At 70.2% G+C, this 22,153-nt stretch carries 20 protein-coding genes and 1 pseudogene; 10 read left to right on the top strand and 11 right to left on the bottom strand.

What is annotated here, in order from left to right; all coding sequences use genetic code 11:
• Positions 1–11: 11 nt before the first annotated feature.
• A complete protein-coding gene (locus tag OG844_RS33665) occupies positions 12–644 on the top strand; it encodes a class F sortase (RefSeq protein WP_406395471.1) in 633 nt (210 codons plus the stop codon).
• A 43-nt stretch (positions 645–687) separates the two neighbouring features.
• Here the strand turns inward: OG844_RS33665 and OG844_RS33660 are convergent, their stop codons facing one another.
• Entirely contained in the window at positions 688–1,479 is a 792-nt protein-coding gene (locus OG844_RS33660; protein ID WP_406395470.1) for a sulfite exporter TauE/SafE family protein, read from the bottom strand.
• 148 nt (positions 1,480–1,627) lie between these two features.
• On the opposite strand from OG844_RS33660, the gene OG844_RS33655 reads away from it, so the two are divergent.
• The 4 genes from OG844_RS33655 to OG844_RS33640 all read left to right on the top strand — a co-directional run bounded on the left by OG844_RS33655 (position 1,628) and on the right by OG844_RS33640 (position 7,102).
• Positions 1,628–2,875: an NAD(P)/FAD-dependent oxidoreductase gene (locus tag OG844_RS33655; protein ID WP_406395468.1), complete on the top strand. Its 1,248-nt coding sequence runs from the start codon at positions 1,628–1,630 to the stop codon at positions 2,873–2,875.
• A complete protein-coding gene (nirB, locus tag OG844_RS33650) occupies positions 2,875–5,460 on the top strand; it encodes a nitrite reductase large subunit NirB (protein ID WP_406395466.1) in 2,586 nt (861 codons plus the stop codon). The genes OG844_RS33655 and nirB overlap by 1 nt, the downstream gene beginning before the upstream one ends.
• Positions 5,460–5,819, top strand: coding sequence for a nitrite reductase small subunit NirD (gene nirD, locus OG844_RS33645; protein WP_406395464.1), 360 nt, complete (start codon positions 5,460–5,462; stop codon positions 5,817–5,819). The genes nirB and nirD overlap by 1 nt, the downstream gene beginning before the upstream one ends.
• 116 nt (positions 5,820–5,935) lie before the next feature.
• Positions 5,936–7,102, top strand: coding sequence for an alkaline phosphatase PhoX (locus tag OG844_RS33640; RefSeq protein ID WP_406395463.1), 1,167 nt, complete (start codon positions 5,936–5,938; stop codon positions 7,100–7,102).
• A gap of 63 nt (positions 7,103–7,165) precedes the next feature.
• Here OG844_RS33640 and OG844_RS33635 read toward each other — a convergent pair whose 3' ends face one another.
• The 5 genes and pseudogenes from OG844_RS33635 to OG844_RS33615 form a co-directional block, all read right to left on the bottom strand.
• Positions 7,166–7,588, bottom strand: coding sequence for a VOC family protein (locus OG844_RS33635; protein WP_406395461.1), 423 nt, complete (start codon positions 7,586–7,588; stop codon positions 7,166–7,168).
• Between the two features lie 165 nt (positions 7,589–7,753).
• Positions 7,754–8,770 (bottom strand): ArsR/SmtB family transcription factor, encoded by a 1,017-nt coding sequence (locus tag OG844_RS33630; RefSeq protein WP_406395460.1) that lies wholly within the window; start codon positions 8,768–8,770, stop codon positions 7,754–7,756.
• 499 nt (positions 8,771–9,269) lie between these two features.
• Entirely contained in the window at positions 9,270–11,981 is a 2,712-nt protein-coding gene (ppdK, locus tag OG844_RS33625; protein WP_406395459.1) for a pyruvate, phosphate dikinase, read from the bottom strand.
• 547 nt (positions 11,982–12,528) lie between these two features.
• Positions 12,529–13,677, bottom strand: a complete 1,149-nt coding sequence (gene dusB, locus OG844_RS33620) for a tRNA dihydrouridine synthase DusB (protein ID WP_406395458.1) — start codon at positions 13,675–13,677, stop codon at positions 12,529–12,531.
• 46 nt (positions 13,678–13,723) lie between these two features.
• Positions 13,724–14,389 (bottom strand): annotated as a pseudogene (locus tag OG844_RS33615) (XRE family transcriptional regulator); the annotation flags it as partial.
• Here OG844_RS33615 and OG844_RS33610 point away from each other — a divergent pair.
• Positions 14,303–15,124: an MFS transporter gene (locus OG844_RS33610; RefSeq protein WP_406396352.1), complete on the top strand. Its 822-nt coding sequence runs from the start codon at positions 14,303–14,305 to the stop codon at positions 15,122–15,124. The pseudogene OG844_RS33615 and the gene OG844_RS33610 overlap by 87 nt on opposite strands.
• A gap of 57 nt (positions 15,125–15,181) precedes the next feature.
• Here the strand turns inward: OG844_RS33610 and OG844_RS33605 are convergent, their stop codons facing one another.
• From OG844_RS33605 to OG844_RS33595, 3 genes are all read right to left on the bottom strand, one after another.
• Positions 15,182–15,415, bottom strand: a complete 234-nt coding sequence (locus OG844_RS33605) for a DUF6243 family protein (protein ID WP_406395456.1) — start codon at positions 15,413–15,415, stop codon at positions 15,182–15,184.
• Between the two features lie 193 nt (positions 15,416–15,608).
• Positions 15,609–15,812, bottom strand: a complete 204-nt coding sequence (locus OG844_RS33600) for a hypothetical protein (protein WP_406395455.1) — start codon at positions 15,810–15,812, stop codon at positions 15,609–15,611.
• A gap of 92 nt (positions 15,813–15,904) precedes the next feature.
• A complete protein-coding gene (locus tag OG844_RS33595; RefSeq protein ID WP_406395453.1) occupies positions 15,905–17,287 on the bottom strand; it encodes a glycine--tRNA ligase in 1,383 nt (460 codons plus the stop codon).
• Positions 17,288–17,506: 219 nt separating this feature from the next.
• Between OG844_RS33595 and OG844_RS33590 the strand changes: the two genes are divergently transcribed.
• From OG844_RS33590 to OG844_RS33575, 4 genes are all read left to right on the top strand, one after another.
• The gene (locus OG844_RS33590) at positions 17,507–18,478 is read left to right on the top strand and encodes a metal ABC transporter substrate-binding protein (protein ID WP_406395452.1); all 972 of its coding nucleotides are present in this window, start codon (positions 17,507–17,509) and stop codon (positions 18,476–18,478) included.
• Positions 18,479–18,516: 38 nt separating this feature from the next.
• Entirely contained in the window at positions 18,517–19,293 is a 777-nt protein-coding gene (locus OG844_RS33585) for a metal ABC transporter ATP-binding protein (protein WP_406395451.1), read from the top strand.
• 2 nt (positions 19,294–19,295) lie between these two features.
• Positions 19,296–20,189 carry a metal ABC transporter permease gene (locus tag OG844_RS33580; RefSeq protein WP_406395449.1) on the top strand — a complete coding sequence of 298 codons (894 nt, stop codon included), beginning with the start codon at positions 19,296–19,298 and terminating at the stop codon, positions 20,187–20,189.
• Positions 20,190–20,262: 73 nt separating this feature from the next.
• Complete coding sequence (locus tag OG844_RS33575; protein ID WP_329211248.1) at positions 20,263–20,697, top strand: transcriptional repressor; 435 nt, start codon at positions 20,263–20,265, stop codon at positions 20,695–20,697.
• A gap of 42 nt (positions 20,698–20,739) precedes the next feature.
• Here OG844_RS33575 and OG844_RS33570 read toward each other — a convergent pair whose 3' ends face one another.
• Together OG844_RS33570 and OG844_RS33565 are read right to left on the bottom strand one after the other, a co-directional pair.
• Complete coding sequence (locus OG844_RS33570) at positions 20,740–21,273, bottom strand: hypothetical protein (protein WP_406395447.1); 534 nt, start codon at positions 21,271–21,273, stop codon at positions 20,740–20,742.
• Between the two features lie 41 nt (positions 21,274–21,314).
• Positions 21,315–22,145, bottom strand: a complete 831-nt coding sequence (locus tag OG844_RS33565) for an isoprenyl transferase (RefSeq protein WP_406395445.1) — start codon at positions 22,143–22,145, stop codon at positions 21,315–21,317.
• Between the last annotated feature and the right edge of the window lie 8 nt (positions 22,146–22,153).

Below are 22,153 nucleotides of genomic sequence, written 5' to 3'. Positions count from 1 at the left end.
AGGACGACGACGTGGACAGGACGACCCTGAGGTCCAGGGCATGGCTGGTGGGCATCACCGCGCTGTGCGGTGTCTGGCTCGTCCAGAACGGTGCGGCCACCCGGACCGCCGCGCCCCAGCCGTCCACGGCCGAGGCCTTCGCCGCGGGTCCCGAACTCCGGCCGGGGTCGGCGGTCGCCGAGCCGCTGCGTCCCTCCGAACCGGTCCGGATCCGCATCCCGGGCATCGGTGTGGACGCACCCATGATGCGGCTGGGCCTGGGCCCGGACGGCAGCCTCGCCGTACCGCCGGCCGGGAACCGCAACATCGCGGGCTGGTTCAAGGGCGGCGCCCCGCCCGGCGCGAAGGGCACCGCGATCGTCGCCGGTCATGTCGACAACGCCCAGGGGCCGTCGGTCTTCTACGGGCTCGGGTCGATGAAGAAGGGGACCGGGGTCGAGATCGACCGCAAGGACGGCCGTACCGCCGTCTTCTCGGTCGACGCGATCGAGGTGTACGACAACGAGGACTTCCCCGACCAGCGGGTCTACGGCGCCTCGCCGCACGCGTCCCTGCGGCTGATCACCTGCGGCGGCGGCTTCTCGCCTCAGACCGGCTACCTGGGCAACGTCGTGGCCTACGCCCATCTCACCGAAGTGCGGTGATCAGGCCGACCAGGTGTTCAGGACGGCCAGGCAGACCAGGCGGTCAGGCCGACCACTGGTCGAAGCCGAGCTTGGCGACCAGTGAGAACACCACGACCAGCAGGACCCCGCGGACGAAGTCGCTGCCCTTCCTGAGTGCCATGCGCGCTCCGAACATGCCGCCCGCCAGATTGAATACGGCCATCAGCGCGGCCAGCTGCCACAGCACGGTGCCCTGGTAGGCGAACATCGCCAGCGCACCGGCGTTGGTGCAGACGTTCACGATCTTGGCGGTGGCGGACGCCGTCACCAGGTCGAGGTGGAGCACGGCGGTCAGGGCCAGCACGAGGAAGGTTCCCGTGCCCGGCCCGAACAGCCCGTCGTAGAAGCCGATACCGCCGCCGACCAGCACGATCGCGGTGACGGCACGGGCCCGGGTGACCTTCCTGCCCGTGCCGTCGCCGGCCGCGGCACTGCCGAAGGAGGGCCGCAGCATGACGAAGGCCGCGACACCGAGCAGCACCACCATGATCACCGGGCGCAGCACGTCGCTGCTGATCCCCGCGGCGAAGAAGGCGCCGGTCATCGACCCGGCGAGCGCCATGAGCCCGATCCGTACGGCGGTCCCCACCTGCACCGGCGCCTTGCGTACGTAGGTCACCGCGGCCCCCGAGGTGCCGACGATGGCGACCGCCTTGTTGGTGCCGAGGATGTGCGCGGCGGGAACGTTCGGCAGGCCCAGCAGCAGAGCGGGCAGGAGGAGGAGCCCTCCGCCGCCGACCACGGCGTCGATCCAGCCCGCCGCGGCGGCGGCCAGGCAGAGCAGGACGAGGGTGGTCAGCGTCATCTCGGGCATGTCCGTGACCTTAGGCAAGCGATAGGTGCCCAGTCCAACCAGTTGCCCCGGCCCTCACAGAGGGAGTCCGTGCGCGCTGAGCGCAAGGTTCCTCCCGGGAAACAGGAGGGATGCGGTCGGGTAACACCGGCCCCGCAGTCTCTTTGTCATGAGGACACAGAGCGGGAACACGGCGCGTGTGGTGGTGATCGGCGCCGGGATGGCGGGCGCACGGCTCGCCGCCCGGGTCCCCGGTGTCACCGTCATCGGCGAGGAGGAGCACGCACCGTACAACAGGGTGCTGCTCGCCGAGGTGCTCGCCGGACGGTACGAGCCCGACGTCATCGCGCTGCCGCCCGCCGAGGTGCGGCGCGGGGTGCGGGTCGTACGGATCGACCGGGCGGACCGGCTGGTGCACTGCGACGACGGAAGCGTCATCGGGTACGAGCGCCTGGTGCTTGCCACCGGCTCCAACCCGGTGCTGCCGCCGCTGCGGGGCCTCGGCCACATGCTGCCGGACGGGGTGCATCCCTTCCGCACCCTCGACGACTGCCTGGCCCTGCGCGCCGCCGTACGCCCCGGAGTGCGCGCCGTCGTCATCGGCGGCGGGCTCCTCGGAGTCTCCGCGGCCCGTGCGCTGGCCGAGTGCGGCGCCCAGGTGGTGCTGGCCCAGCAGGGCGAGCACCTCATGGAGCGGCAGCTGGACGCCGAGTCGGCCGGACTGCTGCGGCGCCACCTGGAGGCCCTCGGCGTCGAGGTGCACACCGAGTGCCGGGTGCGCGGTCTGCGCTGCACCGACGGGGCCACCCCCGCGGTCCGCGCCGTGGAGCTCGCCGACGGCTACGAGCTGGAGGCCGAGATCACGGTGCTGGCCTGCGGGGTCCGCCCCAGGACGGGGCTGGCGCAGGCTGCCGGGCTCGACGTCCGCAAGGGCGTCGTCGTCGACGACGAACTGCGCACCTCGGACCCGTACATCCACGCGGTCGGCGACTGTGCCGAGCACCGCGGCACCGTGTACGGGCTGGCGGGCGCCGCGCTGGAACAGGCGGACGTGCTGGCCGGGGTGCTGGCCGGCGGCTCCGCCCGCTACGAGGGCACCAGGGCCCTGACCCGGCTCACCCTGCGCTCCCCCGCCGCCGTCCCTGTCGCCGCCGGTGTCGCCGGTGCTCCGGGCGGTCTCGACCTGGCGGCCTTCGGTGACTCCCGTCCGATGCCCGGCGACGACGTGATCCGGCTGGCCGACGCCACCCGGGGCGCGTACCGCACGGTCGTCGTCCGGGGCGACCGGCTGGCCGGCGGGGTGCTGTTCGGCGATCTCGCCGCGGTCGGCACCCTCGCCCGGACCTGGCAGGACGACGAGCCCCTCCCCGCCGACATGTCCCTGCTCCACCTGCTCACCAACGACGGAGGCTTCTGATGCCGGTGTCCACTCCCCCGACCGCCCCCACCGCAGGCGTGCCGACGATCGTGGTCGTCGGGCACGGCATGGTCGGCCAGCGGTTCCTGGAAGCGCTCGCCGACCGCGGGCTGACGGCCGCCGCGGGTACCGCCCGGGTCGTCGTCCTCTGCGAGGAGCCCCGCCCCGCCTACGACCGGGTGCAGCTGACCTCCTACTTCTCCGGGAAGACGCCGGAGGACCTCTCGCTCGTCGAGCCGGACTTCATGGCGCGGCACGGAATGGAGCTGCACGTCGGCGACCCGGCGGAGAGCGTCGACCGCGAGGCGCGCACGGTCACCGCGCGCTCCGGGCAGACGTTCTCGTACGACACGCTGGTGCTGGCCACCGGCTCGTACCCCTTCGTGCCGCCGGTTCCCGGCAAGGACACCGAGGGCTGTTTCGTCTACCGCACCATCGAGGACCTCCTCGCGATCGAGGAGTACGCGAAGACCGCGACGACCGGCGCGGTGGTCGGCGGCGGGCTGCTCGGCCTGGAGGCCGCGGGCGCCCTGAAGGGCCTCGGACTCAGCACGCACGTCGTGGAGTTCGCGCCCCGGCTGATGCCGGTCCAGGTGGACGACGGCGGCGGCGCGGCCCTGCTGCGCACGATCGAGGACATGGGGCTCTCCGTCCACACGGGCGTCGGGACCCAGGAGGTCACCGCGGGCGAGGACGGCCGGGTCAACGGCATGTCGCTCTCCGACGGCTCCTCGCTCGCCACCGACCTCGTCGTCTTCTCCGCCGGTGTACGCCCCCGGGACCAGCTGGCCCGCGACTGCGGCCTGGCGGTCGGCCCGCGCGGCGGCGTCATCATCGACGAGGAGTGCCGCACCTCGGACAGTTCCGTGTTCGCGATCGGTGAGTGCGCGCTGGCCTCGGACGGCCGGGTGTACGGGCTGGTGGCGCCGGGCTACGAGATGGCGCTGGCGGTCGCCGAGGTGATCGCGGGCAACGCGGCCTCGTTCACCGGCGCCGACCTGTCGACCAAGTTGAAGCTGCTCGGTGTGGACGTCGCCTCGTTCGGTGACGCGCACGGCGCGGCCGAGGGCTGCCTCGACGTGGTCTATTCGGACTCCCGCTCGGGCGTCTACAAGAAGCTGGTGATCGGCCGGGACGGCACGCTGCTCGGCGGGGTCCTGGTCGGGGACGCCGACCAGTACGGCACGCTGCGGCCGATGACGGGCACGGTCCTGCCGGTCGCCCCGGAGCAGCTGGTGCTGCCGGCCGGCGCGGGCGGCCCGGTCACGCTCGGCCCGTCCTCACTGCCCGACGAGGCCGTGATCTGCTCCTGCCACAACGTGACCAAGGGCGCGATCTGCGAGCACACCACGCTGCCCGAGGTGAAGAAGTGCACCAAGGCGGGCACGGGCTGCGGAAGCTGCGTCAAGGTCATCGGACAGCTGCTGCCGCAGCCCGAGGACCAGGGCCTGTGCGGCTGCTTCGCGTACACCCGCAGCGAGCTGTACGAGATCGTCCGCACCCTGGGTGTCACGACGTACGCCGGTCTGCTGGACTCGCACGGCCGCGACGAGGCCAAGGGCGGTGACGGCTGCGAGGTCTGCAAGCCGACGGTCGGTTCGATCATCGCCTCGCTGGCGCCGACGGTCGGTGCGAGCGGCTACGTCCTGGACGGCGAGCAGGCGGCCCTGCAGGACACCAACGACCACTTCCTCGCCAACCTCCAGCGCAACGGCTCCTACTCGATCGTGCCGCGCATCCCGGGCGGTGAGATCACCCCGGAGAAGCTGATCGTGATCGGCGAGGTGGCCCGGGACTTCGGCCTCTACACGAAGATCACCGGTGGCCAGCGGATCGACCTGTTCGGCGCCCGCGTCGACCAGCTCCCGCTGATCTGGACCCGCCTGGTGGACGCCGGCTTCGAGTCGGGGCACGCGTACGGGAAGTCGCTGCGCACGGTGAAGTCCTGTGTGGGGCAGACCTGGTGCCGCTACGGCGTGCAGGACTCGGTGAAGATGGCCATCGACCTGGAGCTGCGCTACCGGGGCCTGCGCTCGCCGCACAAGCTGAAGTCGGCGGTCTCCGGCTGCGCCCGCGAGTGCGCGGAGGCCCGCGGCAAGGACTTCGGGATCATCGCCACGGCGCAGGGCTGGAACCTCTACGTCGGAGGCAACGGCGGCGCCACACCGCGCCACGCCGACCTGCTGGCCCAGGACCTGTCCGACGCCGAACTGGTCCGTCTCATCGACCGGTTCCTGATGTTCTACATCCGTACGGCGGACCGGCTGGAGCGCACCTCGACCTGGCTGGACCGGATCGAGGGCGGCCTGGAACACGTACGGGACGTCGTCGTCCACGACTCGCTGGGCCTCTGCGACGAGCTGGAGCGGCTGATGGCCGACCACGTCCGCGGCTACCGCGACGAGTGGGCCGAGACCATCAACGACCCGGAGCGGCTGCGCCGCTTCGTGACCTTCGTCAACGCCCCCGACGCACCCGACCCCTCGGTGAAGTTCGTCCCCGAGCGCGACCAGGTCAAGCCCGACCTGGACATCCTCGCGGGCCCCGTACTCGCCATCCGCACTCTCGAAGGGACTCCCTCCTGATGACGACCCAGACTCTGGACACGGCGCAGGACACCCGGACGATCCAGCTCGCGGACGGGGACGGCTGGCTCACGGTCTGCGACCGCGACCTGCTGACCCCGGGGCGCGGTGTGGCGGCCCTCCTTCCGGACGGCCGGCAGGTCGCGCTGTTCGTGGACCGGTCGGGGCGGGCGTACGCGATCGACAACCGCGACCCGTTCACCGGCGCGTACGTCCTCTCCCGGGGCCTGATCGGCTCCGCGGCGGGGCGGCCGTTCGTGGCGTCGCCGCTGCTGAAGCAGCGCTTCGACCTGGAGACGGGCTCGTGCCTGGACGACGACGAGGTCAGCGTGCCGGTCTTCGCGGTCCGCGCGGACTGATCCCGATCCGTTCACCGCCTGTTGACGCTCCGTCAACTGCGTCCCTCTACTGTCCTGACGTTCGCCCCGCCGGGCCGACCGGACCGGCGGGCCCTCACGTCACCCGTGGAGTGATCGTGGAACGTCGGACCTTCTTGCGCACAGCGGTGATCGGTACGTCGGCGGCGGCCTTCGGCGGCACCCTGTGGCGGGGTGCCGCCTTCGCCGACCCCGCCCAGCCGGCCGCAGGACCCTACGGCGCGCTGCAGGCCGCCAACAGCAACGGCATCCTGCTGCCGAGCGGTTTCACCAGCAGGATCATCGCCCGTTCGGGGCAGACCGTCCCCGGCACCTCGTACGCCTGGCACAGCGCGCCCGACGGCGGTGCCACGTTCACCGACGGCAGCGGCTGGATCTACGTCTCCAACGCCGAGGTCTCCTCGGGCAGCGGCGGCGGGGCGAGCGCGGTCCGCTTCAACTCCTCCGGGACCGTCACCGGCGCCTACCGGATCCTGTCCGGTACGAACAACAACTGCGCGGGCGGCCGGACCCCGTGGAACACCTGGCTGTCCTGCGAGGAGGTCAGCCGCGGCTTCGTCTACGAGACGGACCCCTGGGGTGTGAACGCGGCCGTCCAGCGGCCCGCCCTGGGCCGTTTCAAGCACGAGGCGGCTGCCGCCGACCCCGACCACGGGTACGTCTACCTCACCGAGGACGAGACGGACGGCCGCTTCTACCGCTTCCGCCCCACCACCTGGGGCAATCTGTCCGCCGGCACCCTGCAGGTCCTGGTGGCGGGCTCCGGCACCTCGGGCCCGGTGACCTGGACCACGGTCCCCGACCCGGACGGCTCGCCGACCCTGACCCGGTACCAGGTCTCCGGCGCCAAGGTGTTCAACGGCGGTGAGGGCTGCTTCTACGCGGCGGGCACCTGCTGGTTCACCACGAAGGGCGACAACCGGGTGTGGGCGTACGACGCCGACGCGTCCAGCATCTCGCTCGCCTACGACGACTCGCTCGTCACCGGCGGCAGCGCCCCGCTGACCGGGGTGGACAACGTCACCCGGTCCGTCTCGGGCGACCTGTACGTCGCCGAGGACGGTGGGAACCTGGAGATCTGCCTGATCACCCCGGACGACACCGTCGCGCCGTTCCTGCGGGTCGGTGGGCAGTCCGGCTCGGAGATCACCGGCCCCGCCTTCTCCCCGGACGGCAGGCGGCTCTACTTCTCCTCGCAGCGCGGGACGAGCGGGAGCTCCTCCGGCGGCATCACCTACGAGGTCACGGGGCCGTTCCGCAGCTGAGCGGAACCGCGGCCCCACGTCGCCCTTCAGGCGCCGTGGGGCTGTTCTCCCGGCCGTCGGCCATCAGGCCTGGCCGCCGCTTCCGGCCGCCGCCGGGTCCATCCACACGACCTCCCAGATGTGGTGGTCCGGGTCCTGGAAGGAACGGCCGTACATGAAGCCCATGTCCATGGGCTCGTTGGCCGGGGACCCGCCCACGGCGAGGGCGGCGTCCGCCATCTCGTCGACCTCGGCCCTGCTGTCCGCGCTCAGGGCGATGAGGACCTCCGTCGTCTTCGACGCGTCGGCGATCTCCTTCTTGGTGAACTCCTTGAAGCGGGGCTCGCTGATGAGCATGGCGAAGATCGCGTCGCTGATGACCAGACAGGCGGTCGTCTCGTCGCTGAACTGCGGGTTGAAGCCGAAGCCGAGTTTCCCGAAGAATTTCTTCTTCGTCTCCAGGTCCTTGACCGGCAGGTTCACGAAGATCATCTGAGACTGAGGCATGATTCCGCTCTTCCGTCCCCGCACTTCGCGTGCTCCGTGGCGCTCGTTTCGCGCGCTTTCGAGAGGTGGACGGCAGCGCCCGGCAGAACTCATCGCCCACGGCGGATTTCATCCCCGGGCGAGCGTCCGCACCGGTCCGTGACGGCTCCCGGGACGCCCGACCCGTCAGGACATCGCGAGCGGGGCACCGCCCCTGAGCAGTGAGTCGCCCAGCGGGGTGAGGGTGTGCAGGACCGAGCTGCCGTGGCGCAGGGTCAGGACCAGGCCGGCCTCGCGCAGCACGCAGGCGTGCTGGCTCGCCGAGGCCAGGGACACCCCGGTCCTGCGGGCCAGCTCGCTCGTCGTGCAGCCGTTGCCTATGGCCCGCAGTACGGCGGAGCGGGTGTGCCCGACGAGCCGTCCCAGCCAGGGGCCCGGCTCGGCGAAGGCCGGGGCGGCCCGGTGGGTGACCGGGTAGACGAGGACCGGCGGGAGGTGCGGGTCCCGGTAGACGACCGGGGTGCCACGACAGAAGAACGAGGGCTGCAGGAGCAGGCCCCGCCCGTCCAGGTGCAACTCGCGGTCCACCGGATAGTCCGCCTCCAGCACCGGCTCCCGCCAGCGGATCATGGGCGGCAGGGTCGACAGGAGCTCGTCCGTGCCGCCGTCCAGCAGCGCGCGGCCCCGGACGGCCCGGTCCGCCTCGACGCTCGCCCGGACGTGCTGCCAGTACGGCTCGACGGCGGCGCGGTGGTAGCTGCGCAGGGCGGCTATGAGGCGTCCCAGCGGTTCCGTACGCCCCTCGGCGAGCGCGTCCAGCAGTGCCGCGGGGGTTCTGCCGCCGCCCGGCGACCGCTGCGGGCGGGGGCGGTTTCCGGCCAGCAGGGCCAGTTCGCCGTGGAGGCGTTCCACGGGGGTGTCGCGCATTGCCTCCATTCCCGCGTCCAGACCGAAAGGCTCGGCGACTTCCTGCGTCGGCGTCAGGAAGTCGGGGAAATAGCCGCGGGGCGGAACGACCGCGGAGAGCAGATGCGTTTCACCGTTCAACCGGGTCCGGGATTCACTGCGCCATTTCCCGAAGACCGTGGAACCCCTCCTGTCCCTCAGTCGGTGAAAACTGAGAATGGTTTCCCACATTGCGTCCGGCCTGGCGGCCATCCGCACTCGGGAAAGGTCCTCTCCGGACACATGGATACGAAGCACCGAACCCCCACTGTTGCAACCGCAATCGCCCCCATCGAAGGGTATGCATATCGTCACAGGACGTCACCACGGGGTTTCGGCCACAGTTGAAACGTCTCGCCCGCACCCTCGTCAACCGAAAAGCTGTACGACGTCGGGTACGCATCCGGCGCCACCGAATGAGCGGGTGAGGGCCGTGGGGGGCTTTGCTCGCTCGGCGGCGGTGTGCGACGGTGCGGCTCCGTACCCGACGGGGGTAAGCCGGGTGCGGTCCATGGGTGGGGATCCATGGACCGCACCCCGGTCCGTTCGGCAGGAATTTGCTCACCGAACGAAGAAAAGCAACAACCCTCAACAACCTTCAATGGTTCGTAATTCACATGACGAAGCGGCGGCACCCCCGCACAGGGTGCCGCCGCTTCCGGGTTCTCCGGAGCCGCCGTCGGATCGTTGAGGGTACGGATGATCCGACGGCGGCCACGGAGTCGTGGTCGCAGGTGTCAGTCGGCCGGTCGTGCGCTCAGCGGCTGTCGCTGCCCTGCGAACCGGCAGCGGCGCGGCCCGCCTCGAGCCTCGCCACCGGGATGCGGAACGGCGAGCAGGAGACGTAGTCCAGGCCCACCTCGTGGAAGAAGTGCACCGACTCCGGATCACCGCCGTGCTCACCGCAGACACCGAGTTTGAGGTCCGGGCGGGTGGCCAGGCCGGCCTCCACGGCGCTGCGCACGAGCGCGCCGACGCCGTCCTTGTCGATCGTCTCGAACGGCGACACACCGAAGATGCCCTTCTCCAGGTACGCGGTGAAGAACGAGGCCTCCACGTCGTCGCGGGAGAATCCCCACACCGTCTGGGTGAGGTCGTTCGTGCCGAAGGAGAAGAACTGCGCGGCCTCGGCGATCTGACCGGCGGTCAGCGCGGCGCGCGGCAGCTCGATCATCGTGCCGATGGTCAGCTTCAGCTCCGTACCGGTGGCCGCCTCGACCTCGGCGATCACCTGGTCGGCCTCCTCGCGGACGATCTCAAGCTCCTGGACCGTGCCGACGAGCGGAATCATGATTTCGGGGCGCGGGTCGCCCTTCGCGTTCTTGCGCTGCGCCGCCGCTTCCGCGATCGCGCGGACCTGCATCGCGAACAGACCCGGGATGACCAGGCCGAGCCGGACGCCGCGCAGCCCCAGCATCGGGTTCTGCTCGTGCAGCTTGTGCACGGCCTGCAGCAGGCGCAGGTCGTTCTCGTTGGCGTCCTTGCGGGACTCGGCGAGCGCGACCCGTACGGAGAGCTCGGTGATGTCGGGCAGGAACTCGTGCAGCGGCGGGTCGAGCAGCCGGACGGTGACGGGCAGCCCGTCCATCGACTCGAACAGCTCGATGAAGTCGGCCTTCTGGAGCGGCAGGAGCGCGGCCAGGGCGTCCTCGCGCTCGTCGTCGGTGTCCGCGAGGATCAGCTTCTCGACCATCTCGCGGCGCTCGCCGAGGAACATGTGCTCGGTGCGGCACAGGCCGATGCCCTGGGCGCCGAAGCGACGGGCCCGTGAGGCGTCCTCGGCGTTGTCCGCGTTCGCCCGCACGCGCAGACGGCGCACCCGGTCCGCGTACGCCATGATCCGGTGCACGGCGGCGACCAGCTCGTCGGCGTCGTCGGCACCCGCGTGCATCCGGCCCTCGAAGTACTCGACGACCGGGGACGGCACGACGGGGACCTCACCGAGGTAGACCTTGCCGGTGGAGCCGTCGACCGAGACGAGGTCGCCCTCCTCGACGACCGTGTCGCCTACGGTGAGCCTGCGGCGCTTGGTGTCGACCTCGATGTCCTCGGCGCCGCAGACACAGGTCTTGCCCATGCCGCGTGCGACGACGGCGGCGTGCGAGGTCTTGCCGCCGCGCGAGGTGAGGATGCCTTCGGCGGCGATCATGCCGTCGAGGTCGTCCGGGTTGGTCTCCCGGCGGATGAGGATGACCTTCTCGCCGGACCGCGACCACTTGACCGCGGTGTACGAGTCGAAGACGGCCTTTCCGACGGCCGCACCCGGCGACGCGGCGATGCCACGGCCCAGGAGCACGGTGCTGGCCGCGTCGTCGAAGCGCGGGAACATCAGCTGCGCGAGCTGGGCGCCGTTGACGCGCTGGAGCGCCTCGGCCTCGTCGATGAGGCCCTGGTCGACGAGCTGGGTGGCGATCCGGAAGGCGGCACCGGCGGTGCGCTTGCCGACCCGGGTCTGGAGCATCCAGAGCTGACCGCGCTCGATGGTGAACTCGATGTCGCAGAGATCCTTGTAGTGGGTCTCCAGCGTCTCCATGATCTTCATCAGCTGGTCGTACGACGCCTTGTCGATCGACTCCAGGTCCGCGAGCGGCACCGTGTTGCGGATGCCCGCCACGACGTCCTCGCCCTGCGCGTTCTGCAGGTAGTCGCCGTACACGCCCTGGTGGCCGCTGGCCGGGTCACGGGTGAAGGCGACGCCCGTACCCGAGTCGGGACCCAGGTTGCCGAAGACCATCGAGCAGATGTTGACGGCCGTGCCGAGGTCGCCGGGGATGCGCTCCTGGCGGCGGTAGAGCTTCGCCCGGTCCGTGTTCCACGAGTCGAAGACGGCCTTTATGGCCAGGTCCATCTGCTCGCGGGGGTCCTGCGGGAAGTCGCGTCCGGCATCCCGGTCGACGATCTTCTTGAACTGCTTGACGAGCTTCTTGAGGTCGGCCGCGTCGAGGTCCACGTCGACGGTGACGCCCTTGGCCTCCTTCGCCGCCTCCAGCGCCTCCTCGAAGAGGTCGCCGTCGACCCCGAGGACCGTCTTGCCGAACATCTGGATGAGGCGGCGGTACGAGTCCCAGGCGAAGCGCTCGTCACCGGACTGGGCGGTGAGCCCGACGACCGAGGCGTCGGAGAGGCCGATGTTGAGGACCGTGTCCATCATGCCCGGCATCGAGAACTTGGCCCCGGAGCGCACGGAGACCAGCAGCGGATCGTCGGCCTGGCCGAGCTTCTTGCCCATCCGCTCCTCGAGCGCCGTGAGGTGCGCACTGACCTCGTCGCGCAGCTCGGCCGGCTCGTCACCACTGTCGAGGTAGACCTTGCACGCCTCGGTGGTGATGGTGAAGCCGGGAGGGACCGGCAGCCCGAGATTGGTCATCTCGGCGAGGTTCGCACCCTTGCCGCCCAGAAGGTCCTTGAGCTCCTTGTTGCCCTCGGTGAAGTCGTAGACGAACTTCTGGGGATCTTTGTTTTCCGACACGGGTCTCGACTCCTCGAGGACGCGGTGGCTGCCCTGACGGCGAGGAACATACCCAGATCGAAGGTGTCTGGGTACGTCCACTTGCGCGTCATGAGGTCTCAACCACCCGTCCGCCAGCAGATCGAAAGTGGTGCGCGAGGCCGACCGGACCATGACTCTCGTTCACTTCTTGAATCAATGACTACCTAGAGCACCCGGAAAACACTCCTTCACCAACAGAGCGTAGCGGTTGCGTCGATCGATCAAAGTAAAGTCGCCTGGCACCCAGTGCCATCATTTGAGAAGTACAGCCGGTAACGGAGTGCTCATCTGAGCCATCCCTCCCTCAAGGGTGGCGAGAATCACGCCCTCGAGCCCGCTCAGATGTCATCATCCGGACGCCGCAGAGACGGCGAATGGTCACCCAGTGATCACTTTTAGAGCACAGAACGTGAGTGTGGACCTCCGAAGGGCCACACACATGCTCACCTCGCGTCGAATCACACCCAAAAGCCCGCTCAAACGAGCGAGCCAGAAGTTGGGCACTCCGTGCCCCGTGCTGCGGAGCTCAGCCCCCGGAGGTGTCCAGCTCCGCATCGGCGCTCACGCCCGCGCAGTCGTAGGGGTCCTTGAGCCATCCGTCGGGCAGCGCCACCCGGTTGTTGCCGGACGTACGCCCGCGAGGGCCGTCCGCGCCGTCCGGCCACGGCTGGTCCAGCTCCAGCTCCTGCAGCTGCCCTCCCAGCTCCTCCAGCGAGGAGGTGACCGCCAGCTTCCTGCGCATCTCCGAGCCGACCGCGAAGCCCTTGAGGTACCAGGCGACGTGCTTACGGAAGTCGATCACGCCCCGGGTCTCGTCGCCGATCCACTCCCCCAGCAGCGTCGCGTGGCGCAGCATGACGTCCGCGACCTCGCGCAGGGCCGGCGCCTGCCTGGTCCGCGTACCCTCGAAGGCACTGACGAGGTCACCGAAGAGCCAGGGACGCCCCAGGCAGCCGCGGCCGACGACCACGCCGTCGCAGCCCGTCTCGCGCATCATCCGCAGGGCGTCGTCCGCGCACCAGATGTCCCCGTTGCCGAGGACGGGGATCTCGGGGACGTGCTCCTTGAGGCGCGCGATCGCGTCCCAGTCCGCGGTGCCGCCGTAGTGCTGGGCGGTGGTCCTGCCGTGCAGGGCGACGGCCGTGATGCCCTCCTCGACGGCGATGCGGCCCGCGTCGAGGTAGGTCATGTGGTCCTCGTCGATGCCCTTGCGCATCTTGATGGTGACCGGCAGGTCGCCCGCGCCGGCCACGGCCTCGCGGAGGATCGCCCGCAGCAGGGGCCGCTTGTACGGGAGCGCTGAGCCGCCGCCCTTGCGGGTGACCTTGGGGACGGGGCAGCCGAAGTTGAGGTCGATGTGATCGGCGAGGTTCTCCTCGACGATCATGCGGACCGCCTTGCCGACGGTGACCGGGTCGACTCCGTACAGCTGGATGGAGCGCGGGGTCTCGCTCGCGTCGAAGTGGATGAGCTGCATGGTCTTCTCGTTGCGCTCGACCAGCGCCCGGGTGGTGATCATCTCGCTGACGAACAGCCCCTTGCCGCCGGAGAACTCACGGCACAGGGTGCGGAACGGGGCGTTGGTGATGCCGGCCATGGGTGCGAGCACGACCGGCGGCTGCACGGTGTGCGGGCCGATCCGGAGCAGCGGGAGGGCGGGGGCGAGCGTGGTCATCCATCCATTGTCGCGTACGCGGGACGGGGCTCGGGATGCCGTCGGTTCAGGCTCGCGCCGGAGACAGGGCCGGCAGGCGTTCGAGCCCCCGCCGGGACTCCTCGTCGGCGGGGACGTACGTCACGAGGCGGGGACCCGCCGACGGGCCGAGCCAGAGGTCGGTGTGGTCGAGACGGAGCAGCCCCACCCGGGCGTTGCGGAACAGCTTGGCCCGCCCTCCGGGGCCCATGACCTCGTGCCGGGCCCAGATCTCACCGAACTCCGGGGAGGCGGCCTCCAGGCGGCTCAGCAGCGTCTTCCAGGCCGGTTCGGCCAGGTGCTCCGCCATGGCACCGCGGAACTTGGCCGCCATCACCCGGCGCATCTCCGCCAGGTCGACCACGGAGGCGCGCCAGTCCTCGTCGGTGTAGGCGAGGAGCATGCAGTTGCGGTCCTCGGGAGCGACGGCGTCCAGGTCGCACAGCAGCCGCCCGTAGGCGCGGTTGCAGGCGAGGATGTCGTACCTGCTGTTCTGGATGCAGGCCGGGTAGGGCTCAAGTTGCGTGAGCAGTGCTTCGAGGGCCGGGGTGACTCCGGCGCAGCGGGAGCCGGGCGCGGGGTCGACGGCGCCGGCGAGGGCGAAGAGGTGGGAGCGCTCGCCGGGGTCCAGCAGGAGCGCGCGGGCCAGCGCGTCGAGGACCTGCGGGGACACGTGGATGTCACGGGCCTGCTGACCGAGGGGCGTGCGGCGGGCCGGCCGCTGCGGACCTGGGTCTCGCTGGGGCTGTTCCCCTTCACCGCGTACGCCTTCTACCGGGTGGAGCGGCGGGCCGACGCGCGCGGGCCGACCCCGCTGGTGCCGCCGAGCCTGCTGCGGCTGGAGTCCCTGCGGCGCGGTCCGGCGCTGGTGGTGCCGTTCTCGATCGGCTTCGGCGGCTTCATGTTCGTCATCGCCGTGGCCCTCCAGCAGGGGCTGAGGATGAGCCCGGCAGCGGCGGGGCTGTCGCTGGCGCCCATGGCCGCGGCCTTCTTCGCGGCCTCGCTGGCCGGTCCCCGGCTGGTACGCCGGTTCGGCAGCCGGGTCGTGACGGCCGGCGGGATCATCCAGGGCGTGGGCGTCGTGGTGCTGGCTCTCGCCGTGTGGCGGGGCCGGCCGGACCTCGGGCCCCTGGGGCTGCTGCCGGGTGTCGCGATCGCCGGGCTGGGGCAGGGGCTGCAGCTGCCCGTCCTGTTCCGCATCGTGCTGTCCGACGTACCCGCGGAGCGGGCCGGGGTGGGCGGCGGAGTGATGACGACGACGCAGCAGGCCGCCCTGGCGCTGGGGGTGGCGACGCCCGGGACGCCGTTCCTCGCGCTGGCGCCGGGTGCGGGAATGCGGGACGCGCTCGTGGTGACGCTGCTGGTGCAGCTGGCGGCGGTCGTGCTGACGACCCTGCTGAGCCTGCGGCTGCCCCGTGCCGTCGGGTGAGGAACGAGGTGGGCCCGGATCACCGTGGTGATCCGGGCCCACTGTCGTACCGGTACGTCAGCTCTGTGCCGCCTGGCCGTCCTGCTCCGAGGAGGCGTCCGAGGAGGCGTCCGCCTGGGCGGAGCCGGAGCCCTCGGCGCGCTCACGCATCTTGCGCACCAGCTCCTGCTTCTGCTCGGCGGCGGTCCGGCGGTCGGCGTCGCGCGCGGGGCCCGCGCCCTGCTGCTCGGCGCGGGACAGCTTCTTGCGCTGTCCGCCCACACCGAGGAGGTTGTTGCGGCTCTTGGCCACGGGGTTCTCCCATTCGTGGTGAGAAGTGAGTCTGAAGAGATCAGGGATCTCAGGGATCGATTCGGTGGGCGACGGGCCCGCGGGCCCGTCGCGCTCTCACTCGTAGATCTGGAAGAACGAAGACATACCGAAAAAGGTACCTCGGCCCGGAGCGACTCATCACCCGATTTCCGGCCGCGGGACGGGGAGTGTCTCAGGCGCTCGGGTCGACCGTCGCCTGGTGGGACCCGGCGAGGTGCTCCTCGGCCTTCAGCCACGGCAGGAACTGCGCGCCCTTGCGCCACCCGCAGGTGTCGCAGGTCAGCTGCCTCTGCATCCCCGACTTCCGGACGTGGACGACGTGTTCACGTCCGTGCTGGTCCCATCTGCTGACCTTGCTCGTGGTCATGGACGGCATCCTGGCCTCCTGTGGACGAGTGCGCCCAGTGTGCACGAAGCCCCCGGCTCCCTGCGCGGGAACCGGGGGCTTCGTTATCAAGCTGCGCGTGCTCAGCAGCCCAGCAGGCGGGAGCCGAGGTAGCCCTGGATCTGGTCCAGGGAGACGCGCTCCTGCTTCATGGTGTCGCGCTCGCGCACGGTCACCGCGTTGTCGTCGAGGGTGTCGAAGTCGACGGTGACGCAGAACGGCGTACCGATCTCGTCCTGACGCCGGTAGCGGCGGCCGATGGCGCCCGCGTCGTCGAACTCGATGTTCCAGTTCTTCCGCAGGTCCGCGGCGAGGCCCTTGGCCTTGGGCGACAGCTGCGGGTTGCGGGACAGCGGCAGGACCGCGACCTTGACCGGCGCCAGACGCGGGTCGAGACGCATCACGGCGCGCTTCTCCATGACGCCCTTGGCGTTGGGGGCCTCGTCCTCGTTGTAGGCGTCGAGGAGGAAGGCGAGCAGCGAACGGCCGACACCGGCCGCCGGCTCGATGACGTACGGCGTGTAGCGCTCGCCCTTTTCCTGGTCGAAGTACGACAGGTCCGTGCCGGAGGCCTTGGAGTGCGCCTTGAGGTCGTAGTCCGTGCGGTTGGCGACGCCCTCGAGCTCGCCCCACTCGCTGCCGCCGAAGCGGAAGCGGTACTCGATGTCAGCTGTGCGCTTGGAGTAGTGGGAGAGCTTCTCCTGCGGGTGCTCGAACCACCGCATGTTCTCCTCGCGCAGGCCCAGGCCGGTGTACCAGTTCCAGCGCTGCTCCATCCAGTACTCCTGCCACTGCTCGTCCTCGCCCGGCTTGACGAAGAACTCCATCTCCATCTGCTCGAACTCGCGCGTGCGGAAGATGAAGTTGCCCGGAGTGATCTCGTTCCGGAAGGACTTGCCCATCTGCGCGATGCCGAACGGCGGCTTCTTGCGCGAAGTCTGCTGCACCTGACCGAAGTTGGTGAAGATGCCCTGGGCGGTCTCGGGACGCAGGTAGGCGACGGAGCCGGAGTCCTGGGTCGGGCCGAGGTGCGTGGAGAGGAGGCCGGAGAACTGCTTGGGCTCGGTGAACGTGCCCTTGTTGCCGCAGTTGGGGCAGTTGAGGTCGGCGAGGCCGTTGACGGGCGGCTTGCCGTGCTTCTCCTCGTACGTCTCCTCCAGGTGGTCGGCCCGGTAGCGCTTGTGACAGGAGGTGCACTCGGTGAGCGGGTCGGAGAAGGTGGCGACATGGCCGGAGGCGACCCAGACCTCGGGGGCCAGGATGACCGAGGAGTCAATGCCGACGACGTCCTCGCGCGAAGTGACCATGTAGCGCCACCACTGGCGCTTGAGGTTCTCCTTCAGCTCGACGCCCAGCGGCCCGTAGTCCCAGGCGGCCTTCTGGCCCCCGTAGATCTCACTGCAGGGGTAGACGAAGCCACGGCGCTTGCTCAGGCTGACGATGGTGTCGATCTTGTCGGCGGCCACGGTGCTCTCTTCATTGCGACGGCGAAATGGGACAGGGGCGGCGCAAAGCGCCTCGATGGGGGGGCGGTGGTCGGGTGACGGGCGGGTGAATGCTTCAGATTACCGGCGGGCGCACCCCTTGGATCAAATCGGCGGGGGGTTAACGGGATCCGGACTGTGATCCGGGCATCTCATCGGCCTTGTTGACAATCGTTTCCAGTTTTGTTGAAAATGACTGTCATGAACGTACGCCGCCTCATACCCACGACCGCCGTCGCCGGAGCAGTCGCCCTCGGCCTCACCGCGCTCTCCGCATGCTCCTCCTCCGACGCGGCCGACAGCGCGGGCGGCGACAAGCTGAACGTGGTGGCGTCCTTCTACCCGATGCAGTTCCTGGCCGAGAGGATCGGCGGAACGCACGTCTCGGTCACGCAGCTGACCAAGCCGGGCGTCGAGCCGCACGACCTGGACCTCACCCCGCGCCAGATCGGCGGCCTGAGCGAAGCCGACTACATCCTGTTCCTCAAGGGCGTCCAGCCGGCCGTCGACGACGCGGTCGGCCAGGCCGGGGTCGAGAACACCGTGGACGCGGCCAAGCTCACCACGCTCGAGAACCACGGCGCCGAGGTCGAGGGTCACGACCACGGGCACGAGGAGGGCGAGGAGCACGCGCACGAGGGCGAGGAGGCGGGCACCGACCCGCACATCTGGCTGGACCCGGTGAAGTACGCGGAGGTCGCGAAGGGCGTCGGCAAGTCCCTGGAGAAGGCGGACCCCGACCACGCCGCGGATTACCGCAAGAACACGGACGCCCTGGTCAACGAGCTGAACGCGCTGAACACGACGTACGAAACCGGGCTGAGGAACACCGCCACCAAGACCTTCATCACCACCCACTCCGCCTTCGGGTACCTCGCCGAGCGCTACGGCCTGACCCAGGAGGGAATCGCCGGCATCGACCCCGAGGCCGAGCCCAGCCCCGCCCGGATCAACGAGATCCACGCCGTGGCGTCGAAGAACAAGGCCACCACCGTGTTCTTCGAGACGCTCGCCAGCGACAGGACCGCCAAGACGCTGGCCAAGGATCTCGGGCTGAAGACCGACGTCCTGGACCCGCTGGAGGGAATCACGGACTCCTCCAAGGGCGCTGACTACCTCGAGGTCATGAAGTCCAACCTGGCCGCGCTGCAGAAGGCTCTCGGCGCGAAGTGACCCCCACCCCGCCCGTACCAGCAGCACCGGAGGCGCTCATGCCCGAGCCCAGCAAGCCCGAACCCGTGATCAGCATGCGCGGAGCCACGGCGACGCTCGGGGCGCGCCCGGTGCTGCGCGGCGTCGATCTCACCGTCCACCGCGGTGAGGTCGCCGCGCTGCTCGGCGCCAACGGATCGGGCAAGTCCACGGCCGTGCGCTCCGCCATCGGCCAGGTCCCGCTCACCGGCGGCACCGTCGAACTGTTCGGCACCCCGCTGCGCCGCTTCCGCACGTGGGCCCGCGTCGGCTACGTACCGCAGCGCACCACGGCCGCCGGCGGCGTCCCCGCCACGGTCCGCGAGGTCGTCTCATCCGGGCGTCTGTCGCGTACGAAGCTGAGGCTGCCGGGCAAGGCGGACCGGGCGGCCGTCGACCGTGCCATCAAGCTCGTCGGACTCGCCGACCGGGCCAAGGACTCCGTGAACGCCCTCTCCGGCGGGCAGCACCAGCGGGTCCTGATCGCCCGGGCGCTGGCCTCCGAGCCGGAACTGCTGATCATGGACGAACCGATGGCCGGCGTCGACCTGGCCAGCCAGGAGGTCCTCGCCGACACGCTGCGCGAACAGGTCGCCGCCGGTACGACGGTGCTGCTCGTCCTGCACGAGCTCGGCGCGCTGGAACCGCTGATCGACCGGGCGATCGTGCTGCGCGACGGCTGCGTGACGCACGACGGACCGCCCCCCGAGGCCCTGGGCCAGCACGCGCTGCCCGGCCACGACCACGTACACCCCCACGCGGCCTCCGAGCCCGTCCGGACGGGACTGCTGACCTGATCATGGAATTCCTCACACCCCCCTTCATGCAGCGGGCCCTGATCGCGGCCGTCCTGGTCGGGATCACCGCCCCCGCCATCGGCATCTTCCTGGTCCAGCGCCGTCAGGCCCTGATGGGCGACGGCATCGGGCACATCGCGATGACCGGTGTCGGTCTCGGCTTCCTGCTCTCCACCAACCCCGTCTGGATGGCCACGCTCGTCGCCGTCGCGGGCTCGGTCGTCATGGAGCTGATCCGCTGGTACGGACGCACCCGCGGCGACATCGCCCTGGCCATGCTGTTCTACGGCGGCATGGCGGGCGGGGTGATGCTGATCAACCTCTCCGACACCGGCTCCAACGCCAACCTCACCTCGTTCCTCTTCGGCTCCCTGTCGACGGTCTCCGAGGAGGACGTCCGCGCGATCGTCGTGCTGGCCGCCTTCGTGGTGCTGGTGACGGTGGGGCTGCGGCGACAGCTGTTCGCGGTCAGCCAGGACGAGGAGTTCGCCCGGGTCACCGGCCTTCCGGTGCGGGCGCTCAATCTGCTGGTCGCCGTGACGGCCGCCGTGACGGTCACCGTGGCGATGCGGGTCGTCGGTCTGCTGCTGGTCAGCGCGCTGATGGTGGTCCCGGTCGCGGCGGCGCAGCAGATCTCGAAGTCCTTCAAGGTGACGTTCGTCCTGGCCGTCGTCATCGGTACGGCCGTGACCCTGACCGGCACCGTGACCTCGTACTACCAGGACGTACCGCCCGGCGCGACGATCGTGCTGCTGGCCATCGCCGTGTTCATCGCGCTGACCGCACTCGCCGCACCACTGGCCCGCAGGCGCGCCCGTGAACGCGGAGCGGACGGGTCCCAGTGCACCCTGGAGGTACCGAAGGCCCGCACGGCCACGGACGACGTCCATGTCTGACGTGTCGACCGTGCCGCCGGTACGGGCTGGCACAATGGCCCGACATACGTACGGGCGACATGAGGAGGAACCTGTGGCCACGGCGCCGATCAGTGGCACGAACGCGGCCCCGGTACGCGGCCGGTCCACCAAGCAGCGGGCGGCGGTCGCCGCGGCGCTGGACGAGGTGGACGAGTTCCGCAGCGCCCAGGACCTGCACGATGTGCTCAAGCACCGGGGCGATTCCGTCGGGCTGACGACGGTCTACCGCACCCTGCAGTCCCTCGCCGACGCGGGCGAGGTCGACGTCCTGCGGACGACGGACGGCGAGGCCGTCTACCGGCGCTGCTCGACGGGGGACCACCACCACCATCTGGTGTGCCGGATCTGCGGCAAGGCCGTCGAGGTCGAGGGGCCTGCGGTGGAGCAGTGGGCCGAGACGATCGCCTCGCAGCACGGCTACGTGAACGTGGCCCACACGGTGGAGATCTTCGGGACCTGCGCGGAGTGCGCGTCACCCACCGAGTAGGCCGTCCGCCCCGGAGGTCCTCCGGGGCTCTCCCCGGAGGGCTCAGACTCTCGTCAGGTGGCGGTCGAGTATTCCGCGCAGCCGGTCGACCGCGGTCGGGCCGTCGGCCCCGCGCTTGGCGAGCAGGGTCACCGCGGTGGCGTTGCGATCGTCACTGAGCAGGACGAAGAGCTCGTCGGTCTCCAGGTACCGGGGCTGTGCGGCCCAGCCCGAGGAACCGCTGGAGTGGTCCATGGTCACGGTCACACCGTCCTCGTCCACCCGGACGCGGGCCTCACCCTGCCGCTTGACGTAACCCCACACCTGACGGGCCATCAGCCACGGGGTCAGGAACATCAACGGGCCCGTGATTCCCGCCAGCGCGTACATCGGCAGCGGGAAGTCGACCCCTAGCCCCGCCTCCAGCGCCACCAGCACGGCCGCCAGCACCAGCAGCAGCACTCCGAGCAGCCGGCTGCGCCTGCCATCCGCGCTGACCCTGCTGCGGGCCCGCAGCGCGTTCGTGCAGTCCCGGGCGGTCAGCCGGAACCTCAGCTCGACCGCCCCCCGCTCCACGACGTCCGGTTCCTGCGGCACGGCCCCTCCCCTGCTCGACGGGCCATGATCGTACAGGCCGGTCAGACGGCCGGTCCCTGCCCCGTCGCCGCCTCTTCCTCGGCGCCGCCGAAACGGCGGTCGCGCCGGGCGAACTCCAGGCAGGCGCGCCACAGGTCCCGGCGGTCGAAGTCCGGCCACAGGACGTCCTGGAAGACCATCTCGGCGTACGCGCTCTGCCAGATCAGGTAGTTGGACGTGCGCTGCTCGCCGCTGGGACGTACGAAGAGGTCGACGTCCGGCATGTCCGGGTAGTAGATGTACTTCGCGAACGTCTTCTCGTTGACCTTCGACGGGTCGAGCTTCCCTGCCGCGACGTCCTGCGCGATGCGCTGCGCGGCGTCGGCGATCTCGGCGCGGCCACCGTAGTTGACGCAGAAGTACAGCGTCATCCTGTCGTTGTCCTTCGTCTGCTCCTGGGCGACCTGGAGCTCCTGGACGACGGACTTCCACAGCTTCGGCATGCGGCCGACCCAGCGGATCCGGATGCCGAGCTCGTCCATCTCGTCGCGGCGGCGGCGGATGACGTCGCGGTTGAAGTTCATCAGGAACTTCACCTCGTCCGGCGAGCGCTTCCAGTTCTCGGTGGAGAAGGCGTACAGCGAGAGGTTCTTGACGCCCATCTCGATGCAGCCCTTGAGGACGTCCATGACGACGCCCTCGCCGACCTTGTGGCCCTCGGTGCGCGGGAGGCCCCGCTCCTTGGCCCAGCGGCCGTTGCCGTCCATCACGACCGCGACGTGCTTGGGAACCAGCTCGCCGGGGATCTTCGGCGGGGTGGCACCGGAGGGGTGCGGCTCGGGGGTCTTGTACTCGCGCCGGCTACGGCCACCGAGAATCCCGCGTACTGCCATGAGCTCTC

The sequence above is a fragment of the Streptomyces sp. NBC_00887 genome (genome assembly GCF_045207585.1).
This window is presented reverse-complemented; position numbering and strand designations above follow the sequence as displayed.

Excerpts from the sequence above, each read along its gene's own strand:
- OG844_RS33660 (WP_406395470.1), bottom strand. The coding sequence starts at position 1,479 with ATGCCCGAGATGACGCTGACCACCCTCGTCCTGCTCTGCCTGGCCGCC.
- OG844_RS33655 (WP_406395468.1), top strand. The coding sequence starts at position 1,628 with ATGAGGACACAGAGCGGGAACACGGCGCGTGTGGTGGTGATCGGCGCC.
- nirB (WP_406395466.1), top strand. The coding sequence starts at position 2,875 with ATGCCGGTGTCCACTCCCCCGACCGCCCCCACCGCAGGCGTGCCGACG.
- nirD (WP_406395464.1), top strand. The coding sequence starts at position 5,460 with ATGACGACCCAGACTCTGGACACGGCGCAGGACACCCGGACGATCCAG.
- OG844_RS33635 (WP_406395461.1), bottom strand. The coding sequence starts at position 7,588 with ATGCCTCAGTCTCAGATGATCTTCGTGAACCTGCCGGTCAAGGACCTG.
- dusB (WP_406395458.1), bottom strand. The coding sequence starts at position 13,677 with ATGACCACGCTCGCCCCCGCCCTCCCGCTGCTCCGGATCGGCCCGCAC.
- OG844_RS33600 (WP_406395455.1), bottom strand. The coding sequence starts at position 15,812 with ATGCCGTCCATGACCACGAGCAAGGTCAGCAGATGGGACCAGCACGGA.
- OG844_RS33590 (WP_406395452.1), top strand. The coding sequence starts at position 17,507 with ATGAACGTACGCCGCCTCATACCCACGACCGCCGTCGCCGGAGCAGTC.
- OG844_RS33585 (WP_406395451.1), top strand. The coding sequence starts at position 18,517 with ATGCCCGAGCCCAGCAAGCCCGAACCCGTGATCAGCATGCGCGGAGCC.
- OG844_RS33580 (WP_406395449.1), top strand. The coding sequence starts at position 19,296 with ATGGAATTCCTCACACCCCCCTTCATGCAGCGGGCCCTGATCGCGGCC.
- OG844_RS33565 (WP_406395445.1), bottom strand. The coding sequence starts at position 22,145 with ATGGCAGTACGCGGGATTCTCGGTGGCCGTAGCCGGCGCGAGTACAAG.